Here is a 24240-nt window from a genome sequence, read left to right on the forward strand (position 1 = left end):
CGCCACCGGACATCTGCCGACGGGAGTCGGCCGCTACTCCCTGGGGAGTAGCCACCCGCCGGGTCAGCCCTCGCCCGCGCGCACCAGGCCGGTCTCGTAGGCGAGCACCACCAACTGTGCCCTGTCCCGCGCCCCGAGCTTCGTCATCGCCCGGCTGACGTGCGTCTTCGCGGTGAGCGGCGACATGAGCAGGCGCGCGCCGATCTCGTCGTTCGCCAGGCCGTGGCCGACCAGTGCGAGCACCTCGCGCTCGCGGTCGGTCAGCGGATCGAGGAGCCTCATCGCCTCGGCCTCGGGCGCCTTGAGCCGGGCGAACTCCTCGATCACCCGCCGGGTGACACCGGGCGACAGGAGGCTCTGCCCGGCGGCGACGGTGCGGATCGCGGTGCGCAGGTCGTCCGGTTCGATGTCCTTCAGCAGGAAGCCCGCGGCCCCGGAGCGCAGCGCCTCGAAGACGTACTCGTCGGCCTCGAAGGTCGTCAGGACCAGGACGCGTACGGCATCGAGCGTGCGGTCGGCGACGATGCGGCGGGTGGCTTCGAGGCCGTCGGCACGCGGCATGCGGATGTCCATCAGGACGACGTCGGGGCGTGTGGTGCGGGTCAGCTCCACCGCCGCGACGCCGTCCGCCGCCTCGCCTACCACCGCCAGGTCGTCGGTGAGGTCGAGCAGGGCACGGAAGCCCGCGCGGACGACGGTCTGATCGTCGGCAAGAAGCACCCTGATCCGCCCGCTCACGCGACTCTCCCCTCACTCCGGCCACTCACGCCGCCCACTCCTCACTCCGGCCACTCATGCCGCCCGCCCCTCGCCCCGCCCGCCCATGCCGGCCACTCCACGCCCCGCCGGCCCACGCGCGTCCCCTCTCGCCCCGCTCGCCCATGCCGGCCGCTCCTCACCCGGCCACCCATGCCGATCTCCCCTGGATCCCGCCGCTCACGCCGCCTGTCCCTCCTCGGCCTGCCCACCCCTGCCATCCACTCCTCACTCCGGCCACTCATGCCACCCGCCCCTCGCCCCGCTCGCCCATGCCGGCCTCCCCTCACCCGGCCACCCATGCCGATCTCCCCTGGATCCCGCCGCTCACGCCGCCTGTCCCTCCTCGGCCTGCCCACCCCTGCCATCCACTCCTCACTCCGGCCACTCATGCCACCCGCTCCTCGCCCCGCCCGCTCACACCATTCCCGCTCTGGATCCGAACCGCCCACGCGCGTCCCCTCTCGACCCGCTCGCCCTACCGTTCGCTCCTCGGCTTGCCCACGCATGCCGTCCGCTCCTCAGACCACCCGCCTCATGTCAGCCTCTCCTTGCCCCACCCGCTCGCGCCGATCCCCCTCGGCCCGCGCCCGTGCCGCCACTTCCCGCCCCAGCCACTCACGCCACCCCCTCCTCGACAGGGATCACAGCACGCACCCGCCACCCGCCGCCGGACAGCGGGCCCGCTTCGAGGGTGCCGTCCACCGCTGTGGCCCGCTCCCGCATGCCGATCAGGCCGTACCCCTCTCCCGAGGCCGCAGCCGCGGTGCGCGGCGGTCCGTCGTCGGTGATCTCCACCGCGAGGCGGCCGCCCGCCGTGGCCACCGACACCGCCACGTGTCGGGCGTCCGCATGCTTGATCACGTTGGTCAGCGCCTCCTGGACGATGCGGTACGCCGCCAACTCCACCAGCTGCGGCAGCTCACGGCCACCGGTGGCCGTGTCGGTGTCGGTGTCGGTGTGCAGGGACACCTGTAGGCCCGTGCCGCGTACCCCCTCCACCAAGTCGTCGAGCTGGGCCAGGCGGGGCGCCGGGTCGACGGAGGCCACCCTGCGCCCCTCGCGCAGCACGCCCACCGTGGCCCGCAGCTCGCGCACCGCCTCCTTGCCCGAGGTACGCACCTGCCGCATCGCCGTGCGCGCCACCTCCGGCCTGCTGTCGAGCGCGTCCAGGGCGAGGCCCGCCTGCACGGTCATCGCCGACACGGTGTGGGCCACCACGTCGTGCAGTTCGCGCGCGATGCGTACCCTCTCCTGGTCGACCTTGCGCCGCGCCTCCCGCTCCCGGTCGGCCTCGGCACGCTCGGCCCGGTCGGCGTACTCCTTCATCAACTCCCGCCGTCCGCGCACCACTTCACCCAGGAGCAGCGGTACAAGGGGCCACAGCATCTCCAGGAGCGGGGCACCCTGGGGCTGCGCCACATCCTTGCCCGCGATGACCGACACCACCCCCGAGACGAGGGCGGCGACCACGGCGGTGCGCAGCGTGCGGCGCCGGTCGCCCTGCGCCGCGAGGGCGTACAGCGCGACCATCACCGGCAGATTGAGCAGCTCCCCGATGTGCCCGTAGAGCGCCCAGCCCGCGCAGGCGGCCCCGGTGACGACGGTGACGGCGACCGGCCACCGGCTCCGCACCAGGAGCGCGCCGATCGACACGGCGTACAGGAGCCACGTCAGCCGGTCGGCCTGCCGGTGACCGGAGTCGTTGACCGCCGCGTCCAGGCCCGTGAGGAGCGCGACGACCGCGGCCACGGCCAGGTCCGTGAGCTGCGAGGGCAAGGGCCACGTGAGGCGCCGCTGCCAGGAGCGGGAGGTGGGGGTCACGGAACTCACGATAGGAGCCGCGCACGAAGGGCGCGTACGACAGCGGGAGTACCCCGAGCTCGGGAGTACCCCGAGGCTCCCCTCAGCGGATCCCCCATATAACCCTGATTCCAACCCTGAGATGTGTCAGGAATCCGCGCTCACCGGGCGCCGCAATTACGTCAGCGCGCTCGCCCGCGAGATCGGCATGGGCCGTCCACTGCTGCACATGCACCTGAAACTGCTCGAGGCCGCGGGTCTCGTCATCGGGTCGCTGGAGGTCGCCGAGGGCGGCAAGTCCATGAAGTACTTCGAAGTGGCGCCGCTTCTCTACGAGTTGACGCCACAGCTGTTAGCCAGGGTGGTCTCGACCCTCTCCGAGACCTGCCCCAAAGAGACCGCGGAAGCGGCGAAAGAGGAAGCGAAGTGAACGGACAACTGGTGACACTGGCGGACGGGAGCGACCCGTGGGCGAGGAGATGAAGCAGACCCGGGAGGAGCTGGCTCAGACGCGGCACTCCGTCGGTTCCATGGAGAAGATGATGCGCGAGATCGAATAGCGCCGGTCGCCGGCGCCGGGCGCGGCCGGGAGCAGCAACTCCCGGCCGCGCCGATGCGGCACACGCCCCGGGCCTCAGCGACCCGGGCCCACACACCCACCCGTACGCCACGGCAGGTCGTCACATCTCACGCAGGCCGACCTGCGCCGGGACGAGGACATCAGGTCCGAGAACGACGCGCGCACCGCGGCGACCGACCCGGTCCACAACGGAAAGGAGTGCGGCGAGGTCCCGGCCGACACCGGCCCGGACCTCGCCGCACTCGAACTCCACTGCCTGACCGAGGGCCTGTCCCTGCAGCTCGGCGCCGACCCCGGCACCACCGCATCGCAGGTGTCCACCGAATCACGGGCCGCCCTCGGCCTCGTCGCCGCGGGGTCAGTCGGTGATGGTGACGCAGGGAAGGCCCACGCTGGCCCCGCCACGGAAGCCCTCCGCGCAGAGGCGGGTGCCCGCGGGGAAGTGCCGCTGCGGGTAGGCCTGGTCCCGGTAGGTCCTGAACTTGTCGACGTCCTCCACCTTGGTGTTGGCGCTCCAGCCGTTGGTGGTCCACACGCGCGCGCTGATGCGGTTCGGCTGGTTGGTGTTGGTGACCGACACCTCGACCCGGCCGAGATACGTGCCGCTGTCGTAGGTCCTGATGCAGACCGAGTGGTTGCACCACTCGCCGTCGGCGGCCGCCGACGGCCCGGTGACGATGACGCAGCCGAGCGCCGCGGCCAAGGTGGCGATCCCCGCGACGGTCTTCCTGGTGATGTCGAGCATGATGAGTGACCCTCAAGCCTTCTTCATCGCCCCGCGCGTCCAGGCGCGGGTTCTGCCGGTACTTGCGGCACACCAACGCGAGGACAAGATCATCAGTTACGCGACTTCCCCCGATCGCCTCAGCACGGCCTGCGCCACGTGTCCAGGTCCAGCTTCTTGCGCATCGAGGACAGGCCGAGGCGGCGCGCCTGGGCACAGAACTCCGAGTTGGGCACGGCGTACTCGACGTGCAGCACCGCCTTGCCCGCCTTGATGAAGGGGGTCAGCGACGCGCACTCGTCGTACTGGGCGCACTCCTCGTTGACGGCGAAGTCGAAGTCCTTCACGAGCTGCGGGATCTGCGGCAGGTCGTTCTTCAGGCCGACGGACATTCCGCGGTCGTGCGCGAGGCGGGCGACCATGCGGTTGAAGGCCAGTTGGTGGTGTGCCTTCAGGGGGAACCCGGTGCGGTCGAGGTAGCTGTCGAGAAGGTCGGGCTCGACCGCGTCGAACCCCTTGCGGCGGCACATGTCGAAGCGCTCGGCGAGCAGCGGGCGCAGCACGTCGAGGCGCCGGATGTCGAGCCAGCGCTCCCCCTTCCAGCCGTTGGGGCGGCCGAGGACGGATGCGGGGTAGTCGTCGCTGTCCGGGCGGAAGGACTCCCAGGCACCGGCGTTGATGTAGCAGATGACGCGGCGCCCGTCGCGGTGCAGGCGGGCCACGTCGGACGCGCGGTTCTCGAAGCCGTCGATGTCGTAGACGGGGACGTTCACGCCCGGGTCGACGCGGCCGTCGAGCTGCCACTGCCACGTGGTGCCGGGACGGGGCCGCCACCGGTCCGAACTGCCGTCCTGCCGCTCCGCCGACGAGCAGCCGGCGAGCAGCAGGACGGTGGCAAGGAACAGGCCGAGGCGGCCGCGGTGCCTCACGGCGTGCCTCCGGCCGTGGCCAGGGGCGGCGGTTGCGTCCAGGGGTTGGGCCCCGCGCCGGGCACCGCGCAGTGCACCCCCGCGCCCCGCCGCACGGCGGTGCGCCCCGCGAGGCGGGTCAGCGCGGGCGGGACTCCGTAGACGAGATGGCAGAAGTGCTCGGGGGGATGCCTGGCCGTCCAGGACGGGGCGGTGAACGAGCGCAGATACGTCGTCCAGTGCCCCTCGAACGTGACGAGCAGGTCGGCGGCGCGGGCGTACCCGGGCGCCGGATGCACGCCCGGGTTGAGGACCACCGTGTCGGCGCCCCTCTCCCGCGCCGAGCGGACCAGACGCCTGCAGTGCCGCAGCTCGCGGCGTCCTGGCGCGACCCGGTCGAAGAAGCAGCCGTCCACGCCGTACCAGTCGCGGTGCCGGGCCAGGTCGTCGGTGACGGCGCCGAGCGGCCGCTCCCCGTACGCCGTGTCGACGTATCCCAGCACCCGCACCCCCGCATCGCGCAGGGTCCGCGAGGCGGCGGTGAACGCCGGGTCGGGGGCCGTGCCCGGACCGTCGGCGGCGTTCAGGACGATGCCGTACAGCTGGGGCGCGGCCGCCACGAGCGCCTCCCAGGCCGCGGGATCCGCCGCCGGGTGGACGTACAACGGCACCAGCAGGGTCATCGCGGGTCCCCCGCGGTGGGCGTGAGGCGCGGCGAGCTGTCGCCCGCGCCTGCCTGCCGCGTCCGTGGCGCGCCGTCGGCGCGCCACAGCGCGGTCACGGAGTCCCGCAGGGAGTGCGTCGGCGTCCAGCCCAACTCCCTTTCCGCGGCGCCGATGTCGGCGCACTGCCAGGGCACGGCCACGGATCGGCCCACCTTGCCGAGCGTTTCCTCCACGTGCCCGGTGAAGCCCGCCGCGCCGACCAGGCCGTGCACCAGGTCGCGCACCGGCACGGCACTGCCGCTGCCGATGTTGAGCAGGCGCGGCAGCCGCCCAGGCAGGGCGAGCGCGAGCGCGACGGCGTGCGCGACATCGCGTACGTCGACGAAGTCCCGGTAGGCGGACAGGTCACCGACCTGGACCCTGCCGTGCGGCATCCGGGTCACCGCACGGCCGAGCTCGGCGGTGAGCCGGCCGGGCAGTCCGGCCCGGGGAGCCCTGGGGCCCACCGGGTTCGTGACCCGCAGCACGAGCGCGTCGAGCTCCGTGTCGAGCACGGTGAGGGTGCCGGCCAGCTTCGTGGCTCCGTACGGGGCGACCGGGCGGGCGGGGGCGTCCTCCGCCGTCCGCTCGCCCATGCCGGTCGGCCCGTACTCGGCCGCCGAGCCGAGGTGCACCAGACGTGCCGCGGGCGCCGCCACCCGCAGGGCCTCGCAAAGAGCAGCGGGGCCACGGGAGTTGACCTCGGCGAGGGTCAGCGCGCTGCCGCCGACCGCGCCCACGCAGTTGACCACGGCGTCGGGCTCGGCCCTGCCCAGCTGCTCGGCCAGTGCGGCGGGCGTCATGGCGGCGAGGTCGACCCGGAGGTCGTCCTCGTGGGCGCGGCCGCCGCGGAGCAGCCGCACGCCCGGCAGGGCGTGCAGCCGCTCGGCGATGTGCCCGCCCAGGTATCCGGTGGAGCCCAGGACGAGAATGCGCACGGCCTTGTCACGCTCCCTTGAGGAGAAGGGAGCGGTGCGTGGTGAACTCCGCGTTCGCGCGGTCGTAGTCGTCCGGGCGTCCGATGTCGAGCCAGTAGCCGTCGAACGCGTAGGCGTGCGGCGGGGTCTCGGACTTCAGGAGGTCGAGCACGAGCTCGTCGAAACCGAGCGGCAGGCCCGGGGTGTAGGAGGCGAGCGTGTCGCGCGAGAGCCCGTACACCCCCATGGAGACGCGGTAGTCCACGCTCGGCTTCTCCGTGAAGGCGACCACGCGGTCCGACTCGGTGGTGAGCACCCCGAAGTCGATGCGCACCTCACGTGCGTACGTCGCGATGGTCAGCGGCGCCCCGGACGTGCTGTGGCTGTTCAGGACGTCCGCGTAGTCGAGGTCGGTGAGGATGTCGCCGTTCATCACGAGGAAGTGCTCGGGCAGCCGGTCCATCATCGTCAGGAGCGGGCCCATGGTGCCCAGCGGGCTCTCCTCCGTGGAGTAGCCCACGCGCAGGCCCCAGCGTGCGCCGTTGCCGACGTAGGCACGGATGATGTGGCCGAGGTGGCCGATCGCGATGGTGCAGCTGGTGAAGCCGGCGGTCGCCAGCTGGCGCAGCACGATCTCCAGGATCGCGTGCTGGTCGCCGATGGGAACCAGCGGCTTGGGCAGCGCGGTGGTGTACGGCCGGAGCCGGACACCCTTGCCTCCGGCAAGAATGACTGCGTGCATGGTTCGTCTCCCCTGTGAGTGACCCGAAGTGGTCAAGTGGCCTGATGCGCAGATCGGTTGACGGTCGGGCGTTCGGCGGTCGGGCGGTCGGCGTTCGGCGTTCGGTCAGGGATGGCTCAGATGTTGTAGATGTCCGTCTTGTAGCGGGCCAGGTTGGCCGGGTCGCGGAAGAACTCGACGGTGCGCGCGAGGCCCTGCTCCAGGTCGTGTCCCGGTGCCCAGCCGGTGGCCGCGCGCAGCCGGCTCGCGTCGGCGACCAGGCGCATCACCTCGGAAGCCGCGGGGCGGATGCGCTGCTCGTCCTCGCTCACGTCGAGGTCGGCCTCCATCACCTTGCCTATGAGCCGCACCAGGTCACCGACGGAGATCTCGCCGCCGGTGCCCGCGTTGAAGGTGCGGCCCACGACGGCGTCGGCGGGTGCGGTGCCGACGGCGATGAAGGCCTGCGCGGTGTCCGCGACGAAGGTGAAGTCGCGGGTGGGCCGCAGGTCGCCGAGAGTGATCTCCCGTGACCCCGAGGCCACTTGACCGATGACGGTCGGGATGACGGCCCGCATCGACTGACGCGGACCGAAGGTGTTGAAGGGGCGCAGGGTGACCACGGGCGTCTCGAAACTCGCGTGGTAGCTGTCGGCGAGCCGGTCGCCGCCCGCCTTCGAAGCGGCGTACGGGGACTGGGTGTTGATGGGGTGGTCCTCGGTGATCGGGACGGTCTGCGCGGTGCCGTACGTCTCGCTGGTGGAGGTGTGCACCAGGCGCGGGATCTCCAAGTGGCGTACGGCTTCCAGGACATTGAGCGTGCCGGTCACGTTCGTGTCCACGTAGCTGTGCGGGGCCTGGTAGGAGTACGGGATCGCGATGAGTGCGGCCAGGTGGTAGACCGTCTCGGCGCCGGTGACCAGGCCGCGGACCGAGCCCGGGTCGCGTACGTCGCCCAGGACGATCTCGACCTCGGCGAGCACCTCGGGCGCGAGCGTCTCCAGCCAGCCGTAGGAGGAGAAGGAGTTGTACTGCGCCATCGCGCGGACCCGGTGGCCCGACGCGACGAGCGCCTCGGTGAGGTGCGAGCCGATGAAGCCTTCGGCTCCGGTGACGGCGACGAGTGGTGCGGATGCCATGAGTGCTCCTGATGACTGATCACGTGACGGTGATGGTGATGGAGGTGTAGGTGGAGGTGGTGCGCTGCGCGGCCTGGCCCGAGTGGTGTGGCGCGGGCCCGCTCAGGCGTGCGCCGTTGGCCGACCCAAGCGGTGGACGGCGACGGCGAGGAGCGCCAGGACGGCGGCGGTACAGCCGATGAGTTGCGCGGTGGGCACCGAGACGGTGCCGGTGAGCGGGAGCGCCGTGGCGGTGGCCGCGGCGGCAAGGCAGGGCGCGGCGGACGGCCAGGCCGCGCCGAACGCCTGGAGGAGCAGGGCGATCCACAGCACGGCGCCGAGAAGCAGGAGCCGGGCCGCGCTCGCACCGACGAGTACGGCGCCCAGGGCGAGCGGCAGGAGATAGGCCGCGCCGCACACGGCGAGCGCACGCGCGGCGCGCAACCGGAAGCCCCGGGGAGTGGTCGAGGCGTGCAGTGCGGCCACGGCGAGACCGCGGTAGCGGTAGAGAAGCCACTCGGCGGGGCCCATGCTCAGGGTCAGCACGATGACGGCGTACGGCTCCTGCTGTCCCGCCACCGCGGTCAGCGTCCCGGCCGCGAGACCGAACAGGCCGTACGGAAGCGAGCCCACCAGGGGCGGTACGGGTCCCGGCGCGGGGGTCGCCCGAAGCGCCGAGCGCAGTGCGTGGGCGGCGGCCGCCGTCGCCAGCAGCACGGTGAGCAGCGGCAGTCCGGTCCGCAGGAGCTGCGGCGGCTGCCACCACGGCTCGGCGGCCGCGGCCAGCACGACCGGGAGGAGCGCCGCCGCGAGGATCTTCTCGCGGCCGAGCACGAGCAGCAGCCCGGCCGCTGCGAGATAGCAGGACTGCCCGACGGCGAACAGGGCGGCGGCTCCCGGCCCCGCGACCAGCAGGCCGGTGACCGACGCGGCCACGACGCCCAGCGGCGCACCGCGCAGCAGGGTGCGCCCGGCCTCGTGCCGCCCGGCCGCGAGGCGGCTGTACGCCCGGTGGCTCAGCGCCTGGGACCAGGCCCAGGACACCAGGGCTGCGGCGATCAGCCCGTACAGCCCCGAGGCCGAGGAGCCCCACGCGCCCTGCGCCAGTACATAGGCCGTACCCGGAAGCGCGAAGAGCAGCCCGCGCAGGGCGCAGCGCAGATGGTCGGGCCGCCAGGGGTCGGGCGGCACAGGCGGCTTCGGATGGCTGCGCGGCACCCTCCGGAAGACGGCGTCGGCCAGCGAGAACAGATCGGGGTGCCCATACGTCTCCTGGATCCGGTCGCCGGTCAGGCCCTGCGACTCCAGGAGCGCGGCGACTTCGTAGGGGTGGACGGCCGCGCCCGCGTCGTCGGCGAGTTCGGCGGCAAGGCGGTCGACGGGGTCGTCGGCGCGGGCGGGGCGCAGCGCGACGCCCGTGCGGATGCGGGGACGGCCGTCGTCGGAGGCGGCGCGGGGCGGCCGTGCCAGACGCAGGGCGAGGGTGTCGTCCGCGCCGAAGGCGTCGCCGTTCTCCGTGCCGCGGGGGTTCCCGCCGCGCGGCCTGAGAGGGAGCGGTCCGCTCATCCCGCCACCTCGTCCGAGAGGTGCTGACTCATCAACTCAGCCTCGGCTGGCGCCTGTTGACCGCGTGTGGCCAACTCCTCGTAGATCGAGCGGAACGCGTCCACCGTCTGCCGGAGCGTGAACTGCTCGATCACCCGAAGGCGGGCCGCCTCGCCCATCGCGGCGCGGCGCCGGGGGTCGCGGAGCAGTTCGACGACGGACCGCGCCATGGCCTCCGGGGCGCGCGGCGGCACCACGAGGCCGGTGGGGCCCACGGCCTCCCGCACCCCGCCGACGTCGGTGGAGACCGTGGCGCGACCGCAGGACATCGCCTCGATCAGGGTGAACGGGAAGCCCTCGCTGATGCTGGACAGCATCACCACGTTGCCCGCGGAGTAGGCGTCCTTGATGTGCTCGACGCGGCCCTCAAAGACCACCGCGTCACCGTGACCGAGCTCGGCGGCCAGCGCCTCGCAGCGCTCGCGGTAGGCCTCGCCACCGCGCGGGGTGCCGCCGAACAGCCGGAGCCTGGCGTCCGGTATCTCCTGCCTGACCAGGGCGAAGCAGCGGATCAGGGTCTCCAGGTCCTTGATCGGGTCGACGCGGCCCGCCCAGCTCAGGGTGGGGCTCTGCGGCTCGGGGCCCGCGGGCGGGAAGGCCTCGGGGTCCACGCCGTTGTAGACGGTGCGGATGAGGGACGGCCGCGCGCCGCCGCGCTCCTCCCAGAGGCGGTTGTAGCGGTTGCCCGGGGTGATCAGGGAGGCCTGGCGGTACGTCTCCTCGGCGAGCAACCGGAAGAAGCCGAGCAGCAGGGCCTTCACGGGCCAGCTGTACGGGCCCGTGCGGTAGCCGAGGTAGCGCTCACGCAGATACACGCCGTGCTCGGTCAACAGCAGTGGGACGCCATGGAGTTGACGTCCTATCAGACCGGGCAGGGCCGCGATGCCGCCGCTGACCGCGTGTGCGACGCCGTGCTCGGGCGGCCGGGCGGCGAGCGGCCGCAGCGCGTGTTCGAGCAGGCCGGTGGCGGTGACCGCGTCGTGCAGCGTCGGCCGCGCCTCGGCGGTCGCGCGCCCGGGGACATTCCATACGGAGGTCAGGACGTGCACCGCGCGGTCGGTGCGCAGCGCCGGTGACAGGGCGCCGTCGCGGGCGTGCCGGGCGAGGTCGTGGAGCGCGGGGGCGAAGCCGTCCTCGGCGGCCGGGTCGAGCAGTGCGGTGAGGAACTGTTCGTAGGAGCCGAGGAGTTGACGCCGACGTCGGCCGCGCGGGGCGTGCCCGGCGGGGGTCGGTCCCCACATGGGCAGGCAGACGGGCTCGTCGACGTGCGGCGGGAGGTCCCAGGCGAGGCTCTCGCTGCCGGTGCCGGTGACGGCGAGGACGCCGAAGTCGATGTCGGGCATGCCGCGCACGAGTTGGTCGCACCAGACGCTGACACCACCGTGGCTGTGCGGGTAGGTGCCTTCGGTCAGCAGGGTGACGCGGGTCCTTGCGGGGCGGGGCGACGGCATGGGGAAGGGTGCCGGTATCGGCACGGGCGAGGGCGAGGTGGACATGGTGGGGCTCCGCGGGTGAGATACGAACGCGAGGGAGCCGACGGCAGCGCCCCGCCCCGGCGTGGACCGGGGTGCGGCGAGTTCCGTGAACGGCGGGGTGCGGGACGTACTGGCGCGGGGGGATGGTCGTGCGGTGTGGGCCCCTGGGCGACGGGGGCTGTGTGCGGCGGCAGGGGCGTGCCGCGCGAGGCGTGGTCCCGGAGGCCGGCCGGGAGGGGCCGGCCGGCCTCCGGGTGCGACCGGAAGGTCAGCGCCGGGTGGGCAGCGCGCGTGGCGTGTGGCCGTCGGTGCCTGGCTTTACGTATCGGGTGACCCCGGACGGGACGGGCAATTCCTTGGCCGCCTTCGGGACGTCGGCCTGCTCGGCCGCCGCCTTGCCCGCCGTGAGGGCGGTCGGCAGCTTGAGCGTGACCCGGCTCTGGAGGAGCGACGGGGATGCCCAGCCGGAGGTTCTTCCGGCGTAAGCCGATCCGAACGGGTCGGTTCCCAGGAGGAGTTGCTGCACGGTACCGGTGGGCATGGTGGCACGGGCGGCCACACCTGACGGGGCCTGGACCGTCACCGTGCCGCCGATCCGGTAGGCGGTGACGCGGCCCGCCTTGACGGCCGTGTCCCAGGCCGCGCGGGAGCGCAGCTCGCCGCCGATGTCGGCCATCCGCAGGTTGACCACGGGGGCGTTGTCCGCGAACAGCGCGCCGTACGCGTCCAGGACGGAGCCGAGCACGGGGTACGCGATGCGGTCCTCGGCGAGGTTCGACTGGTGGATGAAGTGCGGCCGGGGGTCGTTCGCCAGGGCGTGCCCGAGCGCGATCGTCGACTCGACCGGCACGATGTGGTCCTGGTAGCCGGTGGTGGTGTCGAGAGGGCTCTCCAAGCAGGTGGCCACGGAGGAGTTCTCGCAGACGCCGCTGCCGCCGTCCGCCTTGCGGGTGTAGATCCAGTTGTACTCGTCTACCTGCTCGCTGGCGCGGCCCGCGTTGTAGAAGACGTTCATCGGGTAGCGGGGCACGGTCAGGGCGGCGCCCACCTGGCGCTGCCCTCTGTCCCGGGAGTTGTCCGAGCCGAGCCAGCTCACGCCGTTGTCCCGCAGAGCCGTGCTCAGGTTCGGGTTGTCGTCGGGCTGCTGGGGAAGCACCTTGAGCCCGGAGTGCTCGCCGGTGACCAACTCGCCGTTCACGAGCGGGAGTCCGGCGCGCTGGCCCCAGTTGCGGTTGTCGGAGATCTGCTGGGAGATCTCGGTACGGGAGACGTAGCGGGTGCTGCCGTCCGCGTTCTTCGCGCAGGTCCACGGCACGGTGCTGACGTCCTGGACGCAGCCGAGGAAGGGGTGGTTGTAGGTGTGGTTGATCCAGCGGTGCTCGCTCCGGTCGGCGATCAGCCGGTCCGCCAGCGGGTCCGCGCCGCCGTTCTCCTCGCGGAAGAGCTCGCTGCCACCGCCGTTGAAGGCCATGTCGAGCGGGAACTTGCGCCCCTTGGACCACTGGGCCGCGTAGGCCGCGTCGTCCGGCGTCATCCGGATCGGGTCGGGAGTGCCCTGGCCCGGCGGGCAGTCCACGTCGCCCGGTGTGCAGTTGAGTTCGCTGTCCCAGCGGTCGTCGGCGCCGAAGACGTCGTCGACGTGCACGGCGAAGTAGTTGCGGGAGGAGCCGAGTTGGACGCCCTGGGTCATCCAGTCGACGATGCCGCGGGCGAGCAGCCGGAACTGCTGCTGATGCTGGTTGTAGACGAAGGTCACCACCAGCTCGCGGCGCCCGTCGTGGCGGTACTCGCCCACGAGCGAGCCGCGGCCGGAGGCGCCGGGGATCGGCGCGTCCACGTAGCTCGTGAAGTCGGCGCCCGGCGCCGGCTTGGACAGGAAGCCGTAGCTCTCGCTCGCCGCGGGCGAGTTGTCCTCGAAGGGCACCTGCCCCGCGAGGTAGCCGAAGGGACCGCTCTTGCCCGACGCGGTCACCTGGGCCCGCACCCCGTCGAGCGATCCGCTGAACTCCGGTGTCTGCAGGCCTGCTTCGGGCCTGGCGTAGGTGTAGGCGTCCACTTGCGGGATGGCGTAGGTCTGCTCGTAGGCGGCCAGGGCGGCCATCTCGGCGGATCCGGCGCCGAACGGATTGTCGTTGGGCAGCACGACGGCCTGGAACTTGGCGCGGGCCCTGCCGTCCACGCTGTCCGCGAGGAACGCGGCGTCGATCACAGGACGTCCGCTCTGCCGCAGGTCGACGGTGGTGTACGGCGTTCCCTGGCCGTCGAGTTCGGCGGTGAGCGCGGCGGTGGCAGGGCCTCCGTCGGTCACCACCAGGACGCGCAGGTCGATGCGTGGCAGCTCGGCGGCCGAAGCCGGAGTGCCGGGCAGCGAGAGCGCGAGAAGCAGAGCGCCGGCGCCGAGAGCCGCCGCTCGCGCGGTGTGATTCATGCGGTGTGTGGTCCCCTCCGCGGTCGGGCACAGGGGATGTCTCCACCCCGTGGCCCGCCCCCCAACGACAAGGACACCCATCGCAGTGTGTGTCCGTGTCACTCTGACGCGTCACATAGTGCGTCCCACCTGTGGGGTCTGTGCGGATTCTGTGAAACCTGGCGGAAAAATGCTGGCGAACCCTTAGCGGTACGAAATGGCAGGCACGGGGCGGGAGATGGCTCCCCGGAATGGGGTGTTCCGGGACGCCGTGGCCGATCAGAGGGGTTGCCGCTCCCCTGGCCGCCTGTAGGTGCCGGTTACACGCGTCGACCCTCCGCCCGCTCGGCGGAGATCGAAATTGGGGGCGCGCGGAACCGCGCGTAATCAGCCAAGCGAGAGAGACGCGCGCTGCGGCGCCTTCTCCTGGAAAGCGCGTTCTGACCTGCACAGCAAGCGCGTTCCATGAACATCGGGGGGCGCAATTCAGGGCACGATGGGGGGCGTGCAGGGGGGCGCTCTTGCATTCATGGCCCCCGGTACCCCCTTCGTCGCCGCCGAGGCCAATCCATCATGCGGTCGCCGACGAATCACTTATGTCCGACGGGGCTGTGAGGGACCTTCCGGACGCACGGAGGTGGTGACGGGCGCACGTTGTCCCGGCGGAGTGTCGAGGCCTGAGCCTCCTCCGCCCGGACTCCGCCGTCGCCACCTCCGCCTTCGCCCTCCGCCTTCGCCCTCGCCCTTCGCCCTCGCCCTCGCCCCTCGCCCTTCGCCTTCGCCCCTCGCCTTCGCCCTTCGCCTTCGCCCCTCGCCCTTCGCCCTCGCCCCTCGCCCCTCGCCCCTCGCCCCTCGCCCCTCGCTGTGACCATCGCACGATTCACTCGTTTGAACCTGGTCAGGACGCAACGTCGTCAGCCTTTGGAAGGCTTCTTGATCGATGAGCACATCGCAACGGCGGTCGGCCACGGAGTCCGGGCGGGTGGCCCTTGACCAGGCCGAAGCCGTCATCGTCGACCAGTACACCCGCCTCGTACGCCTCGCCTACCTCACGCTCCCCCACACCCTCAGCAGGCACCAGCGGGTTCTCGTCGCCCATTCGCTGGTACAGCGCGCCCTGCCCGGCTTCCGCATAGGACGGGCCACACCCCGGGTGCCCGCGCAGCGGGGCAGGCCCGACCCCGCGGTGGCGAGCGTGCGAGCGCGCGTCGTTCGCTCGGCGCTGGCCCACGACCGCCGCCCGCGCGGCTGGCCGGGTCTCCTGCCGCCTCCCCGCACGCTGCGCCCCACGCTCCCGGTGGTCTGGGGGCTGCGTCTCTTCCCGCGCGCCGGTGGCGGCGAGGAGATCGCCCTTGGGCAGGTCCTCTCCGAGGTCCCCGCACCCGCCCGTGCGGCCTTCGTGCTGCTCCAGCTGGAAGGCCTGTCCCGCTCCGAGGTCGTCGAGCTGCTCACCGCCGCCGATGTGCCCGAGCCGGAGCACGCGCTGCGCACCGCCTGCGACGTGGAGGCGGCGGCGGGCGGGGCGATCGCGGGCGAGGCGACACAAACGCTCCTGCGTTCGCGGGAGTTCGACGCCTGTTCCGTACAGACCCGTCCGACCGATCTGCTGCGCCGCAGACGCCGGTACCAGCTCGCCTGGGTCACCGCGGGCATCGTCGCCCTCGCTGGTGCGGTGCTGCTGACCGGCATCTGGGCCACGCCCCCGGCCGAGCCCTCCCGCACTGCCGGCATCCGCCCCGCGATCAGCCCCGCCCAGTTGCTCCGCACCCCGGGCGACACCTGGGCCGACACCTCACGCGTGGACTTCACCGCCTGGCCCGCACGCGGCGCACGTACCGGCGACGACGAGCTGATCAACCGAGCGCTCGCCACGTGGACCGACCCGCCACGCGGCACCAGGGTCGGCGTCGCGAAGGCCACCACCGCCGAACCGCCGCCCAGGACCACCCAGTTGCTGTACGCGGGTGCCGTCGGCCGGGAGGCGGTCGTGCTGTTCCACGACGGCCGGCGCGTCGTCCGCTACGGCGAACCGCTCTCGTCGCGGGGCGCGGCAGCCGCGTCCCTGGACATCTCCCGCTCCGACGAGGCCGACGTGACCACGGCGGCCGCGCTCGTCCTCAGCCGCGAGGCGGGCAAGATCCGCTATCTGACCGCCCCTTGGATCGCCGAGGCGCAGACGCGCGACCTGCTGACCCCCAACTCCCCCGGCCGTCCGCTCGACGTGTCGGACGAGGGCGTCACCGATGCCGTCGGCCAGCCGCCGGGCAAGGGAGCGTGCGACAGCCTGCCGGTCATGCAGCTGCGCTCCTCCAGCAAGATCGTGGAGAAGCACGCCTTCCTCGTCACGGACCTCGGCGACCTGACTCCCACGCATCTCAGCTACACGCCCCTGCCCGGCACCGGAGCCCCGCCCCGGCAGCCCCGCGAGGCCACCAGCAGCACGGCACTGCGGAGTTGGGCCCGCACCGCGTGCCAGCTCCCCGAGATGCGGGGCGGCGGCGTGCGGTCCGTCAACCAGTGGGACTTCGCCGAGCAGGACCTTCCCGAGCAGGGCGGCCGAGCGGTGTGGTCCTGCACCCGTGCCTCCACCTGGCGCGGCCCCGGCGACGTCCTTGTGCAGTTCCGCACGTCCACGGCGTCCGCCACCGCCCCGGCGAAGGTCGTCGGGCAGGCACGCTCGACCGCTGCCTGCAGCCGGTTCGGCCAGCACATCGTGGCCAGTACCCCCTGGACGGCGGGCTCCGGGCGCCACTACCTCCTCGCCGCGGGCAGTCGCGAGGTCACCGACATCGAGGTGACCGGTGAGGTCGAGGAGACCGAGCGAGGGCGCACACTGGCCGTCAAGGCTCCCAAGGACCCCGGCGTGAGTGTGCGGGCACGCCTGACCGACGGTGAGACCCTGGACGAGGTCGGCTCGCGCCCCGCGCGCTAGGCGGACCGCACGGAGCCGACGAGCGGCCGCGGCGGAGGCAGCCGTGCCGTACGACCCATCCGGCACCGGCGCGGCTCCGAATCACGGGTGTCCGCCACGTTCGGCCGGCCACCGGCTTCGGCCGGTCACCGACATGTCGAGGAGTCCCCGTGCCCATCCGCGACGGCCACCGCCCGGCCCTTGAACTGAGCGGGCCGGTCGAGAAGCCGCGTGCCGCCGTGCTCCTGCTGCACGGCGGCCGTGAGCACGGGACCGCCGCGCCGCCGCCGTGGAATCTGCCGGATGTGCGCCTGCGTCTCTTCGAGGGCGCGATCCGGGGCGCGATCCGGCGGTCCACGTCGCAGGACGCCGTACTCCTCGGGCGGGTGCGCTATCGCTTCCGGGGCTGGAACGGAGAGCGCCAGGACGCGGCGCAGGACGCCCGCCGCGCCCTGCGTGAGCTGGAACTGCTCGCGGGTGAGGTGCCGACCGTCCTGGTCGGCCATTCGATGGGGGCCCGCGCCGCGCTCGCGGCCGCCGGGGACCCGCTGGTCCGAGGGGTGGTCGGCCTCGCACCCTGGTGCCCCGCCGGGGAGCCCGTGGCGCACCTGCGCGGGCGGCGCGTGGTGCTGCTGCACGGCGACAAGGACCGTACGACCGATCCCAGGTCGTCCCTGGACTTCGCGGCGCGGGCGGGCGCCGCGGGCGCCGACGCGGCCACCGTGCTGATGTGCGGCAGCGGCCACGCCATGCTGAGACGGGCCACCGCGTGGCACGACCTGACCGGCAGGGCCGTGGCCGGGTTCCTGGGCCTCGCCGAGCTCCCCGCGGTGATCGCCGAACAGTTTCCTCCCACCAGCACGTCGCGGTGACGCCCCGCACGTCGCGATGACAGCCAGTACGTCACGGTGACGCTGTGACGCTGTGACGCGGGTGCCGGAGATCGTCGCGCTCCTGACCAAGCCGCGGCACGTCCCGCTCCGAATCATCTCCAGAGCACGTCCGGCGGCACCGGACGAGGAGATGGGACGGCATGAGAGAACAGCGACGGCGTACGGCGGTGGTGGGATCCGGGGTGGCGGGGCTCACCGCCGCGTACATCCTGCGATCCGCACACGATGTGACCCTCTACGAGGCGGACGACCGCCTCGGCGGTCATGCGCACACCCACGACGTCCCGGGGTCGGACGGCCGGACACGCGCCGTGGACTCCGGCTTCATCGTGCACAACGCCCGCACCTATCCGAACCTGCTCCGCCTGTTCCGGGAACTGGCCGTCACCTCGCAGCCGACGGAGATGAGCATGTCCGTGCGGTGCGAGGGGTGCGGTCTCGAATACGCGGGCGCGCGGGGCCCGCGCGGCCTGTTCGCGCAGCCGCGCAACGCGCTGCGCGGCCCGTACCTGCGGATGCTCTCCGAGATACCTCGCTTCCACCGCAGGGCATCGGAGTCCCTGACACGGAACCCGGACGACGCGGACGACGGGGACGACGGGGACGACGGGGACGGCACCGGACGCGACGCCACGTTCGGCGCGTTCCTCACGCGCCACCGCTTCTCCCCCTACTTCGTGCGCCACTTCGCGGTGCCTCTCGTGTCGGCGGTGTGGTCCTGCCCGCCGGGCACGGCCCTGCGCTATCCGGCCCGTTATCTGTTCCGGTTCCTGGACCACCACGGGATGCTCACGGTGACCGGGTCTCCCGCCTGGCGCACGGTGGCGGGCGGCTCAAGGGAGTACGTGGAGCGGATCGGCAAGCAGCTCCAGGCCGTTCACACATCCATGCCGGTGCGGTCCGTGCGCCGTGGTGACGGCCGCGTGACCCTCACCACCGTGGACGGCACGACCGATACGTACGACTCCGTGGTCGTCGCGGTCCATCCGGACCAGGCGCTGCGTCTGCTGGCGGACGCGTCCACCGAGGAACGCGAGATCCTGGGGGCCTTCCGGTACTCCCGCAACCCGGCCCTGCTGCACACCGACACCACGGTGCTGCCGCGCAGCCGCGCCGCGCGCGCCTCGTGGAACTATCTGCTCCCCTCATGCGGCGCCACCACCGACCACGTGCGGGTCAGCTACGACATGACCCGTCTGCAGCGGCTCGACGCCCCCGAGACGTACGTGGTGACCCTGGGCGGCGAGGACGAGGTAAGCCCCGACCGGGTGCTGGCCGAGATGGCGTACGAACACCCCGTCTACACCCCTCAGTCGCTCGCCGCACAGCGCAGGCTCTCCTCCCTGAACGGCCCCGTCACCGCCTTCGCGGGCGCCTATCACGGCTGGGGTTTCCACGAGGACGGCTGCCGCTCGGGGGTCGAGGCGGCCCTGGCGATGGGGGTGCGCTGGTGAACGCCTCCCCCGGCCAGGTGCCCGCGCTGTATCCGAGCGTCATCACCCACGTCCGCACAAGCCCGCGTCACTACCGGCTCACGCACCGCACGTACCTGTGGCTGATCGACCTGGCCGCACCTCCCCGACTTCCCTTCCTGCTGCGCCCGTTGGCCCGTTTCGACGGACGCGACCACTTCGGCGGCTCGGCCACCGGCATCAGGGCGGGGCTCGATGCCTTTCTCGCCACGCGCGGGATCACGCTGGACGGCGGGCGCGTGCTGATGCTCGCCCATGCCCGGGTCCTCGGACACGTCTTCAATCCGCTGTCCCTGTACTGGTGTCACGGACCCGGCGGTGAGCTGCGCTGCGTCGTGGCCGAGGTGCACAACACCTACGGCGAGCGGCACTGCTACCTCCTGGGGCCCGACGCCGCGCAGAGCGCGGACGCGCCCCAGGAGTTCGAGGTGGCCAAGGAGTTCTACGTCTCGCCGTTCTTCCCGGTCGACGGCGCGTACCGGATGCGGCTTCCCACGCCGGGCGAACGCCTCGCCGTCACCTTGCACTTCGACCAGGGCGGCCACCGGAAGTTCACGGCGACCGTGCGCGGCGAGCGCCGCCCCGCGACCACCGGTGTGCTGCTGCGGGCGGCCGTCCGCCACCCCTGGTCCACGGTCGCCGTCTCGGCGGCCATCCGGCGCCACGGCATCGCGCTGTGGCTGCGCGGTCTGCCCGTGCAGAAGCGACCCCGACATCGTCCCCAGGAGGGCCTGAAGTGAGTACGTCCACAACCGGTGTATCCAGTGCGTCCGGCCCGTCCGGTGTGTCCGGCGACGCCCGTGCGCGGGTCGCGGTCGACGCCGAGCGGTGGCCCGATGTCGTGGCCGTTCCGCGGTGTTCCGCGGCGCGGCAGGCACTGGCCCGGACCGTCGTGCGCCGTGCGCTGAACGGGCTGCCGCTCCAGGTGGCGATGGGCGGCGCTGAACTCCTGGGCAGGGGCGGCCCGTTGCTGGAGGTGCGCGATCCCGACAGCTTCCTGCGGCGCGTCGCGACGCACGGGCTCGTCGGCTTCGGCGAGTCGTACATGGCGCACGAGTGGGACGCGCGGGAGCTGGTCGCGGTGCTCACCGTGCTCGCCGAGCACACGGCCACGCTGGTACCGCCCTCGCTGCAGCGGCTGCGCACCCTCTGGGCCCCCAGGCAGCCGGCCGAGCAGCGCAACACCCCCAGTGGCGCGCAGGCCAACATCCGGCACCACTACGACCTGTCGAACGACCTGTTCGCCCTGTTCCTCGACGACTCCCTGAGTTACTCCTCCGCTCTCTTCGACGGCTTGCCCGCGGCCTGGTCCGATCTGGAGACAGGCCAGCACCGCAAGATCGACCGCATGCTCGACCTGTGCGGTGCGGGACCCGGTACGCGGCTGCTTGAGATCGGCACGGGCTGGGGCGCCCTGGCCATCCGCGCGGCGGCGCGGGGAGCGAGCGTCCACTCGGTCACCCTCTCGGCCCAGCAGCGCGACCTGGCCCGGGAACGGGTGCGTGCGGCGGGCCACGAGGACCGGGTCCGCATCGAGCTGTGCGACTACCGCCAGGTGCGCGGCAGATACGACGCGATCGCGAGCGTGGAGATGATCGAGGCGGTCGGGGCGGAGTACTGGCCCACGTTCTTCCGCACCCTGGACTCCTTGCTGGCGCCGGGCGGCTCGGTGGCGCTCCAGGCGATCACCATGCCGCACGACCGGATGCTCGCGAGCCGGAGCACCTACACCTGGGTGCAGAAGTACATCTTCCCCGGCGGTCAACTGCCCTCCGTCCGCGCCGTCGAGGAGACCGCACGCGCCCACACCGGGCTGCGGGTCACCGCGTGCGACGGATTCGGCGCGCACTACGCGCAGACGCTGGCGCTGTGGCGCGAGCGCTTCGCCCAACAGGACGACGCCGTGGGCGACTTGGGCTTCGATGCCACCTTCCGTCGCATGTGGGACTTCTACCTCGCCTACTCCGAGGCGGGCTTCCGCTCCGGCTACCTCGACGTGCACCAGATCCAGCTGACCGGACAGGGAGCAGGACAGTGACCTCGACCGCCGAACGACTCAACGGACTTCTCTGCGACGCGCTGGGCGGACCCGTGCCGCTCCGGCTGCGCGCCTGGGACGGCAGCGAGTGCGGACCGCCGGACGCCCCGGTCGTGATCGTCCGCTCCCGCCGGGCGCTGCGCCGTCTGCTGTGGCAGCCGGGCGAACTCGGCCTGGCCGAGGCGTACATCACCGGTGACCTCGACATCGAGGGCGACCTCGCCGACGGGCTGCGGGCCATGTGGGCCGGAGCCCGGGAGCAGCGGCTCGCACCCGCACGGCCCGGCGCGGGGCAGCTGGCGTCCGCCCTTGCGGCCGCGGTCCGGCTCGGCGCCGTGGGGCCGCCCCCGAAGGCGCCCGCGGGCCGGGCCCGGCTGCGGGGCGTGCGGCACAGCACCGCCCGGGACCGTGCGGCCATCAGCCACCACTACGACGTCTCCCACCGCTTCTACGAGCTGCTGCTCGACCCCTCGATGGCGTACTCCTGCGCCTACTGGGAGAGCGAGGAGCCGCGCCACGGCCTCGCGCGGGCCCAGCGCGCCAAGCTGGAACTGGTCTGCCGGAAGCTGGGCCTCGCCCCCGGCTCCCGGCTGCTCGACGTCGGCTGCGGCTGGGGAGCGCTCGCCCTGTACGCGGCACAGGAGCACAAGGCGCAGGTCACGGCCGTGACGCTGTCGCGCGAGCAGCGGGACGTCGTCCGGGCGCGGGTGCGCGAGCTCGGCCTCGGCGACCAGGTCGACGTACAGCTTCGGCACTACCGCACCATCGAGAGCGGACAGTACGAGGCGATCAGCGTGATCGAGATGGGCGAGCACGTCGGGGACGCGGAGTATCCGGGGTTCGCGGCCCAACTGCACGGCCTGCTGCGGCCGCAGGGCCGGATACTCGTCCAGCAGATGTCCCGCGGGTCCACGGCACCCGGCGGGGGCGCCTTCATCGAGTCGTACATCGCGCCGGACATGCACATGCGTCCCCTCGGCGAGACGATCGGCCTGTGGGAGGGGGCGGGCTTCGAGGTGCGTTCGGCCGAGTCGATGCGCGAGCACTACGTGCGCACCGTCTCCGCCTGGCGTGCCACGCTGGAGGAGCGCTGGGAGGAGTTCGTCGGTCTTGTCGGCGTGGAGGCGGCCAGGACCTGGCGGCTGTACCTGGTGGGCGGGTCGCTCGCGTTCGAGGAGCGGCGGATGGGCGTCGACCAGATTCTCGCCGTACGCACCAGTGACCTGGGCTGGTCGGGTATGCCGGTCACGACGGCCGCCCTGTACCGCGGGGAGGGCGTGTCGTGAACGGCTTCGCGTGGGGCGCGTTCGGCGTCAATCTCGCCTTCGCCGCGCTCACCGCCCTCGCCGTGCTCCTTGCCACCTTCGCGCTCGCGCTGCGCCGTGGGCTGCACCGCGTGGTGGACATCGCCTGGGGGATCGCCTTCGCGGCCGTCGCTCTCATGACGTACGCCCTCTCGTCCGGGCACGGCGACGAGGGGCGACGGCTCCTCGTGACGGCCCTGACGGTGGTGTGGGGCCTGCGGCTCGCGGGGCACATCGCCTGGCGCGCCCGGGGCCACGGCGAGGATCCGCGTTACGAGCGGCTGCTGTCCAAGGCTCCGGGCAGCAAGGACGCGTACGCCCTGCGCATGGTCTATCTGTTGCAGGGCGGTCTGGTCTGGCTGGTGTCCCTGCCCGTGCAGGCCGCCGCCTACATCTCCGGACCGGTGGGTGTGCTCGCCGCCGCCGGAGTACTCCTGTGGCTGGTCGGTCTGGTCTTCGAGTCGGTCGGGGACTTCCAACTCGCCCGGTTCAAGGCGGACCCGGCCAACAAGGGCCGTCTCATGGACCGCGGCCTGTGGTCCTGGACGCGCCATCCGAACTATTTCGGTGACTTCTGTGTCTGGTGGGGCCTCTTCCTCCTCACCTGCGAGGCACCCGCGGCGGCCGCCGCCACGATCATCGGCCCGCTGGCGATGACGTACCTGCTGACGCGGGGCAGCGGCAAGGCGCTCCTCGAACGGCACATGGCCGACCGGCCCGGTTACGCCGCCTACCGGAAGCGCACCAGCGGATTCTTTCCGAGGCCACCACGGGCACCGTAAAGAAAGGGGCCGCGGCGAGGAGCGGGAGTTGACAGGATTTCAATCCTGCTTTCAACCGAGGGGAAGAGCGGGTGTCGGCCAATTGCGATCCTTGCCATAAAACGACCACATTGGATCGTGCCGTGTCCGACATGCGACGACCGATCGCGGTAGCGTGGAGTGGATTCCGTGAATTCCTCAACTGGAGCATGAACTCAGCTCTGTTGCCTGCATCGGGCGAAGGGAGAAGCGGCATGACCGCCATGTCCGAGAGGCAGCACGAGAGGCAGCACGAGAAGCGGCTCGCGTCCGCCTTCACGGATCTCACCGGCCCGCTGGTACGGGACGTGAACGTGACCGACGTCCTGCACACCCTGTCCCAGCACTGCGTGGACCTCCTCGACGTCTCGGCGGCCGGGGTCCTCCTTGACGTTCCGCACGGCCCGGGTGTGGACGTCGTGGCCTCCGACGAGTACACCCGCGCACTGGAGCTGTTCGGCATCGAATGGGACGAGGGCCCGAGCCTGGACTGCCGCCGCTCCCCGGCGCACGTCTCGGAGACCCGGCTGGACGCCGACGACGCCTGTCCACGGTGGCCGCGCTTCACACCACGCGCCCTGCTCCTCGGCTTCACCTCGGTCGCGACGGTACCGCTGCGCTGCCAGGACACGGTGGTCGGCGCCCTGAGCCTCCTCCACGACCGGCCGAGACCGCTGGACGACGTCCAGCTGCGGCTGGCCAAGGCGCTGGCGGACACCGCCGCCATGTGCGTGATCCAGCAGCAGGTGCTGCAAGGACAGAAGACGCAGATCGCGCGGCTCCAGGACTCCCTGGAATCCCAGATCGTCATAGAGCAGGCCAAGGGATTCCTCTCCAACTCCCGCGGCTGCACCGCGGATCAGGCCTTGATCCGCATGCGGACGTATGCCCGCAACCGGCAGCTCAAGCTCTCCGATGTGGCCCGCCAGGTCCTGGACGGCGCCGTCGCACACACCCTGCTCGCCCCCGAACGCTGAGCTCTCCCGCACCGCGGCGGGCGCCGGGCATCAGCAGCTGCCGCTCGACGGTGCACAATCCAGGGCTCCCCCTGGCAGATCTCCCCGAAAGCCTCGCGAACACGCAGGTCAGAGGCGGTGCGCGTGG

Annotated in this window: 20 protein-coding genes; 9 read left to right on the forward strand and 11 right to left on the reverse strand. The window is 72.3% G+C overall.

The window, feature by feature from the left end; all coding sequences use genetic code 11:
* Positions 1–63: 63 nt before the first annotated feature.
* Positions 64–738 (reverse strand): response regulator transcription factor, encoded by a 675-nt coding sequence (locus M4V62_RS06320; RefSeq protein WP_249586228.1) that lies wholly within the window; start codon positions 736–738, stop codon positions 64–66.
* Positions 739–1374: 636 nt separating this feature from the next.
* Positions 1375–2580 (reverse strand): sensor histidine kinase, encoded by a 1206-nt coding sequence (locus M4V62_RS06325; protein ID WP_249586229.1) that lies wholly within the window; start codon positions 2578–2580, stop codon positions 1375–1377.
* A 121-nt stretch (positions 2581–2701) separates the two neighbouring features.
* Here M4V62_RS06325 and M4V62_RS06330 point away from each other — a divergent pair, with 121 nt between their 5' ends.
* Positions 2702–2989 (forward strand): ArsR/SmtB family transcription factor, encoded by a 288-nt coding sequence (locus tag M4V62_RS06330; RefSeq protein ID WP_249586230.1) that lies wholly within the window; start codon positions 2702–2704, stop codon positions 2987–2989.
* A gap of 508 nt (positions 2990–3497) precedes the next feature.
* On the opposite strand, the gene M4V62_RS06335 is transcribed toward M4V62_RS06330, so the two are convergent.
* The 9 genes from M4V62_RS06335 to M4V62_RS06375 all read right to left on the reverse strand — a co-directional run bounded on the left by M4V62_RS06335 (position 3498) and on the right by M4V62_RS06375 (position 13739).
* Complete coding sequence (locus M4V62_RS06335) at positions 3498–3884, reverse strand: hypothetical protein (RefSeq protein WP_249586231.1); 387 nt, start codon at positions 3882–3884, stop codon at positions 3498–3500.
* Between the two features lie 119 nt (positions 3885–4003).
* The gene (locus tag M4V62_RS06340) at positions 4004–4792 is read right to left on the reverse strand and encodes an endo alpha-1,4 polygalactosaminidase (protein ID WP_425575322.1); all 789 of its coding nucleotides are present in this window, start codon (positions 4790–4792) and stop codon (positions 4004–4006) included.
* On the reverse strand, positions 4789–5454 hold the full coding sequence (locus tag M4V62_RS06345) for a spherulation-specific family 4 protein (protein ID WP_249586232.1): 666 nt from the start codon (positions 5452–5454) through the stop codon (positions 4789–4791). The genes M4V62_RS06340 and M4V62_RS06345 overlap by 4 nt, the downstream gene beginning before the upstream one ends.
* Entirely contained in the window at positions 5451–6413 is a 963-nt protein-coding gene (locus tag M4V62_RS06350) for an NAD-dependent epimerase/dehydratase family protein (protein WP_249586233.1), read from the reverse strand. Before M4V62_RS06350 ends, M4V62_RS06345 begins: the two co-directional genes overlap by 4 nt.
* Positions 6414–6420: 7 nt before the next feature.
* Positions 6421–7134 carry a nucleotidyltransferase family protein gene (locus M4V62_RS06355; RefSeq protein ID WP_249586234.1) on the reverse strand — a complete coding sequence of 238 codons (714 nt, stop codon included), beginning with the start codon at positions 7132–7134 and terminating at the stop codon, positions 6421–6423.
* Between the two features lie 116 nt (positions 7135–7250).
* The gene (locus M4V62_RS06360; protein ID WP_249586235.1) at positions 7251–8252 is read right to left on the reverse strand and encodes a GDP-mannose 4,6-dehydratase; all 1002 of its coding nucleotides are present in this window, start codon (positions 8250–8252) and stop codon (positions 7251–7253) included.
* A 102-nt stretch (positions 8253–8354) separates the two neighbouring features.
* The gene (locus M4V62_RS06365; RefSeq protein ID WP_249586236.1) at positions 8355–9797 is read right to left on the reverse strand and encodes a hypothetical protein; all 1443 of its coding nucleotides are present in this window, start codon (positions 9795–9797) and stop codon (positions 8355–8357) included.
* Positions 9794–11287 (reverse strand): GT4 family glycosyltransferase PelF, encoded by a 1494-nt coding sequence (gene pelF, locus M4V62_RS06370; protein WP_249592715.1) that lies wholly within the window; start codon positions 11285–11287, stop codon positions 9794–9796. Before pelF ends, M4V62_RS06365 begins: the two co-directional genes overlap by 4 nt.
* A 292-nt stretch (positions 11288–11579) precedes the next feature.
* A complete protein-coding gene (locus tag M4V62_RS06375; RefSeq protein ID WP_249586237.1) occupies positions 11580–13739 on the reverse strand; it encodes a hypothetical protein in 2160 nt (719 codons plus the stop codon).
* A 919-nt stretch (positions 13740–14658) separates the two neighbouring features.
* Here M4V62_RS06375 and M4V62_RS06380 point away from each other — a divergent pair.
* From M4V62_RS06380 to M4V62_RS06415, 8 genes are all read left to right on the forward strand, one after another.
* Entirely contained in the window at positions 14659–16650 is a 1992-nt protein-coding gene (locus M4V62_RS06380) for a hypothetical protein (RefSeq protein WP_249586238.1), read from the forward strand.
* 149 nt (positions 16651–16799) lie between these two features.
* Positions 16800–17501 carry an alpha/beta fold hydrolase gene (locus tag M4V62_RS06385; RefSeq protein WP_249586239.1) on the forward strand — a complete coding sequence of 234 codons (702 nt, stop codon included), beginning with the start codon at positions 16800–16802 and terminating at the stop codon, positions 17499–17501.
* A gap of 161 nt (positions 17502–17662) precedes the next feature.
* A complete protein-coding gene (locus tag M4V62_RS06390; RefSeq protein WP_249586240.1) occupies positions 17663–18976 on the forward strand; it encodes an NAD(P)/FAD-dependent oxidoreductase in 1314 nt (437 codons plus the stop codon).
* Entirely contained in the window at positions 18973–19734 is a 762-nt protein-coding gene (locus M4V62_RS06395) for a DUF1365 domain-containing protein (protein ID WP_249586241.1), read from the forward strand. Before M4V62_RS06390 ends, M4V62_RS06395 begins: the two co-directional genes overlap by 4 nt.
* Positions 19731–21032: a class I SAM-dependent methyltransferase gene (locus M4V62_RS06400; protein WP_425575323.1), complete on the forward strand. Its 1302-nt coding sequence runs from the start codon at positions 19731–19733 to the stop codon at positions 21030–21032. Before M4V62_RS06395 ends, M4V62_RS06400 begins: the two co-directional genes overlap by 4 nt.
* The gene (locus tag M4V62_RS06405; RefSeq protein ID WP_249586242.1) at positions 21029–22318 is read left to right on the forward strand and encodes an SAM-dependent methyltransferase; all 1290 of its coding nucleotides are present in this window, start codon (positions 21029–21031) and stop codon (positions 22316–22318) included. Before M4V62_RS06400 ends, M4V62_RS06405 begins: the two co-directional genes overlap by 4 nt.
* The gene (locus M4V62_RS06410; RefSeq protein WP_249586243.1) at positions 22315–23118 is read left to right on the forward strand and encodes a DUF1295 domain-containing protein; all 804 of its coding nucleotides are present in this window, start codon (positions 22315–22317) and stop codon (positions 23116–23118) included. The genes M4V62_RS06405 and M4V62_RS06410 overlap by 4 nt, the downstream gene beginning before the upstream one ends.
* 233 nt (positions 23119–23351) lie before the next feature.
* Positions 23352–24113 (forward strand): GAF and ANTAR domain-containing protein, encoded by a 762-nt coding sequence (locus tag M4V62_RS06415; RefSeq protein ID WP_249586244.1) that lies wholly within the window; start codon positions 23352–23354, stop codon positions 24111–24113.
* Positions 24114–24240: the final 127 nt, after the last annotated feature.

Origin of the sequence: Streptomyces durmitorensis, assembly GCF_023498005.1 — a bacterium.
GTDB classification, from domain to species: Bacteria; Actinomycetota; Actinomycetes; order Streptomycetales; family Streptomycetaceae; genus Streptomyces; species Streptomyces durmitorensis.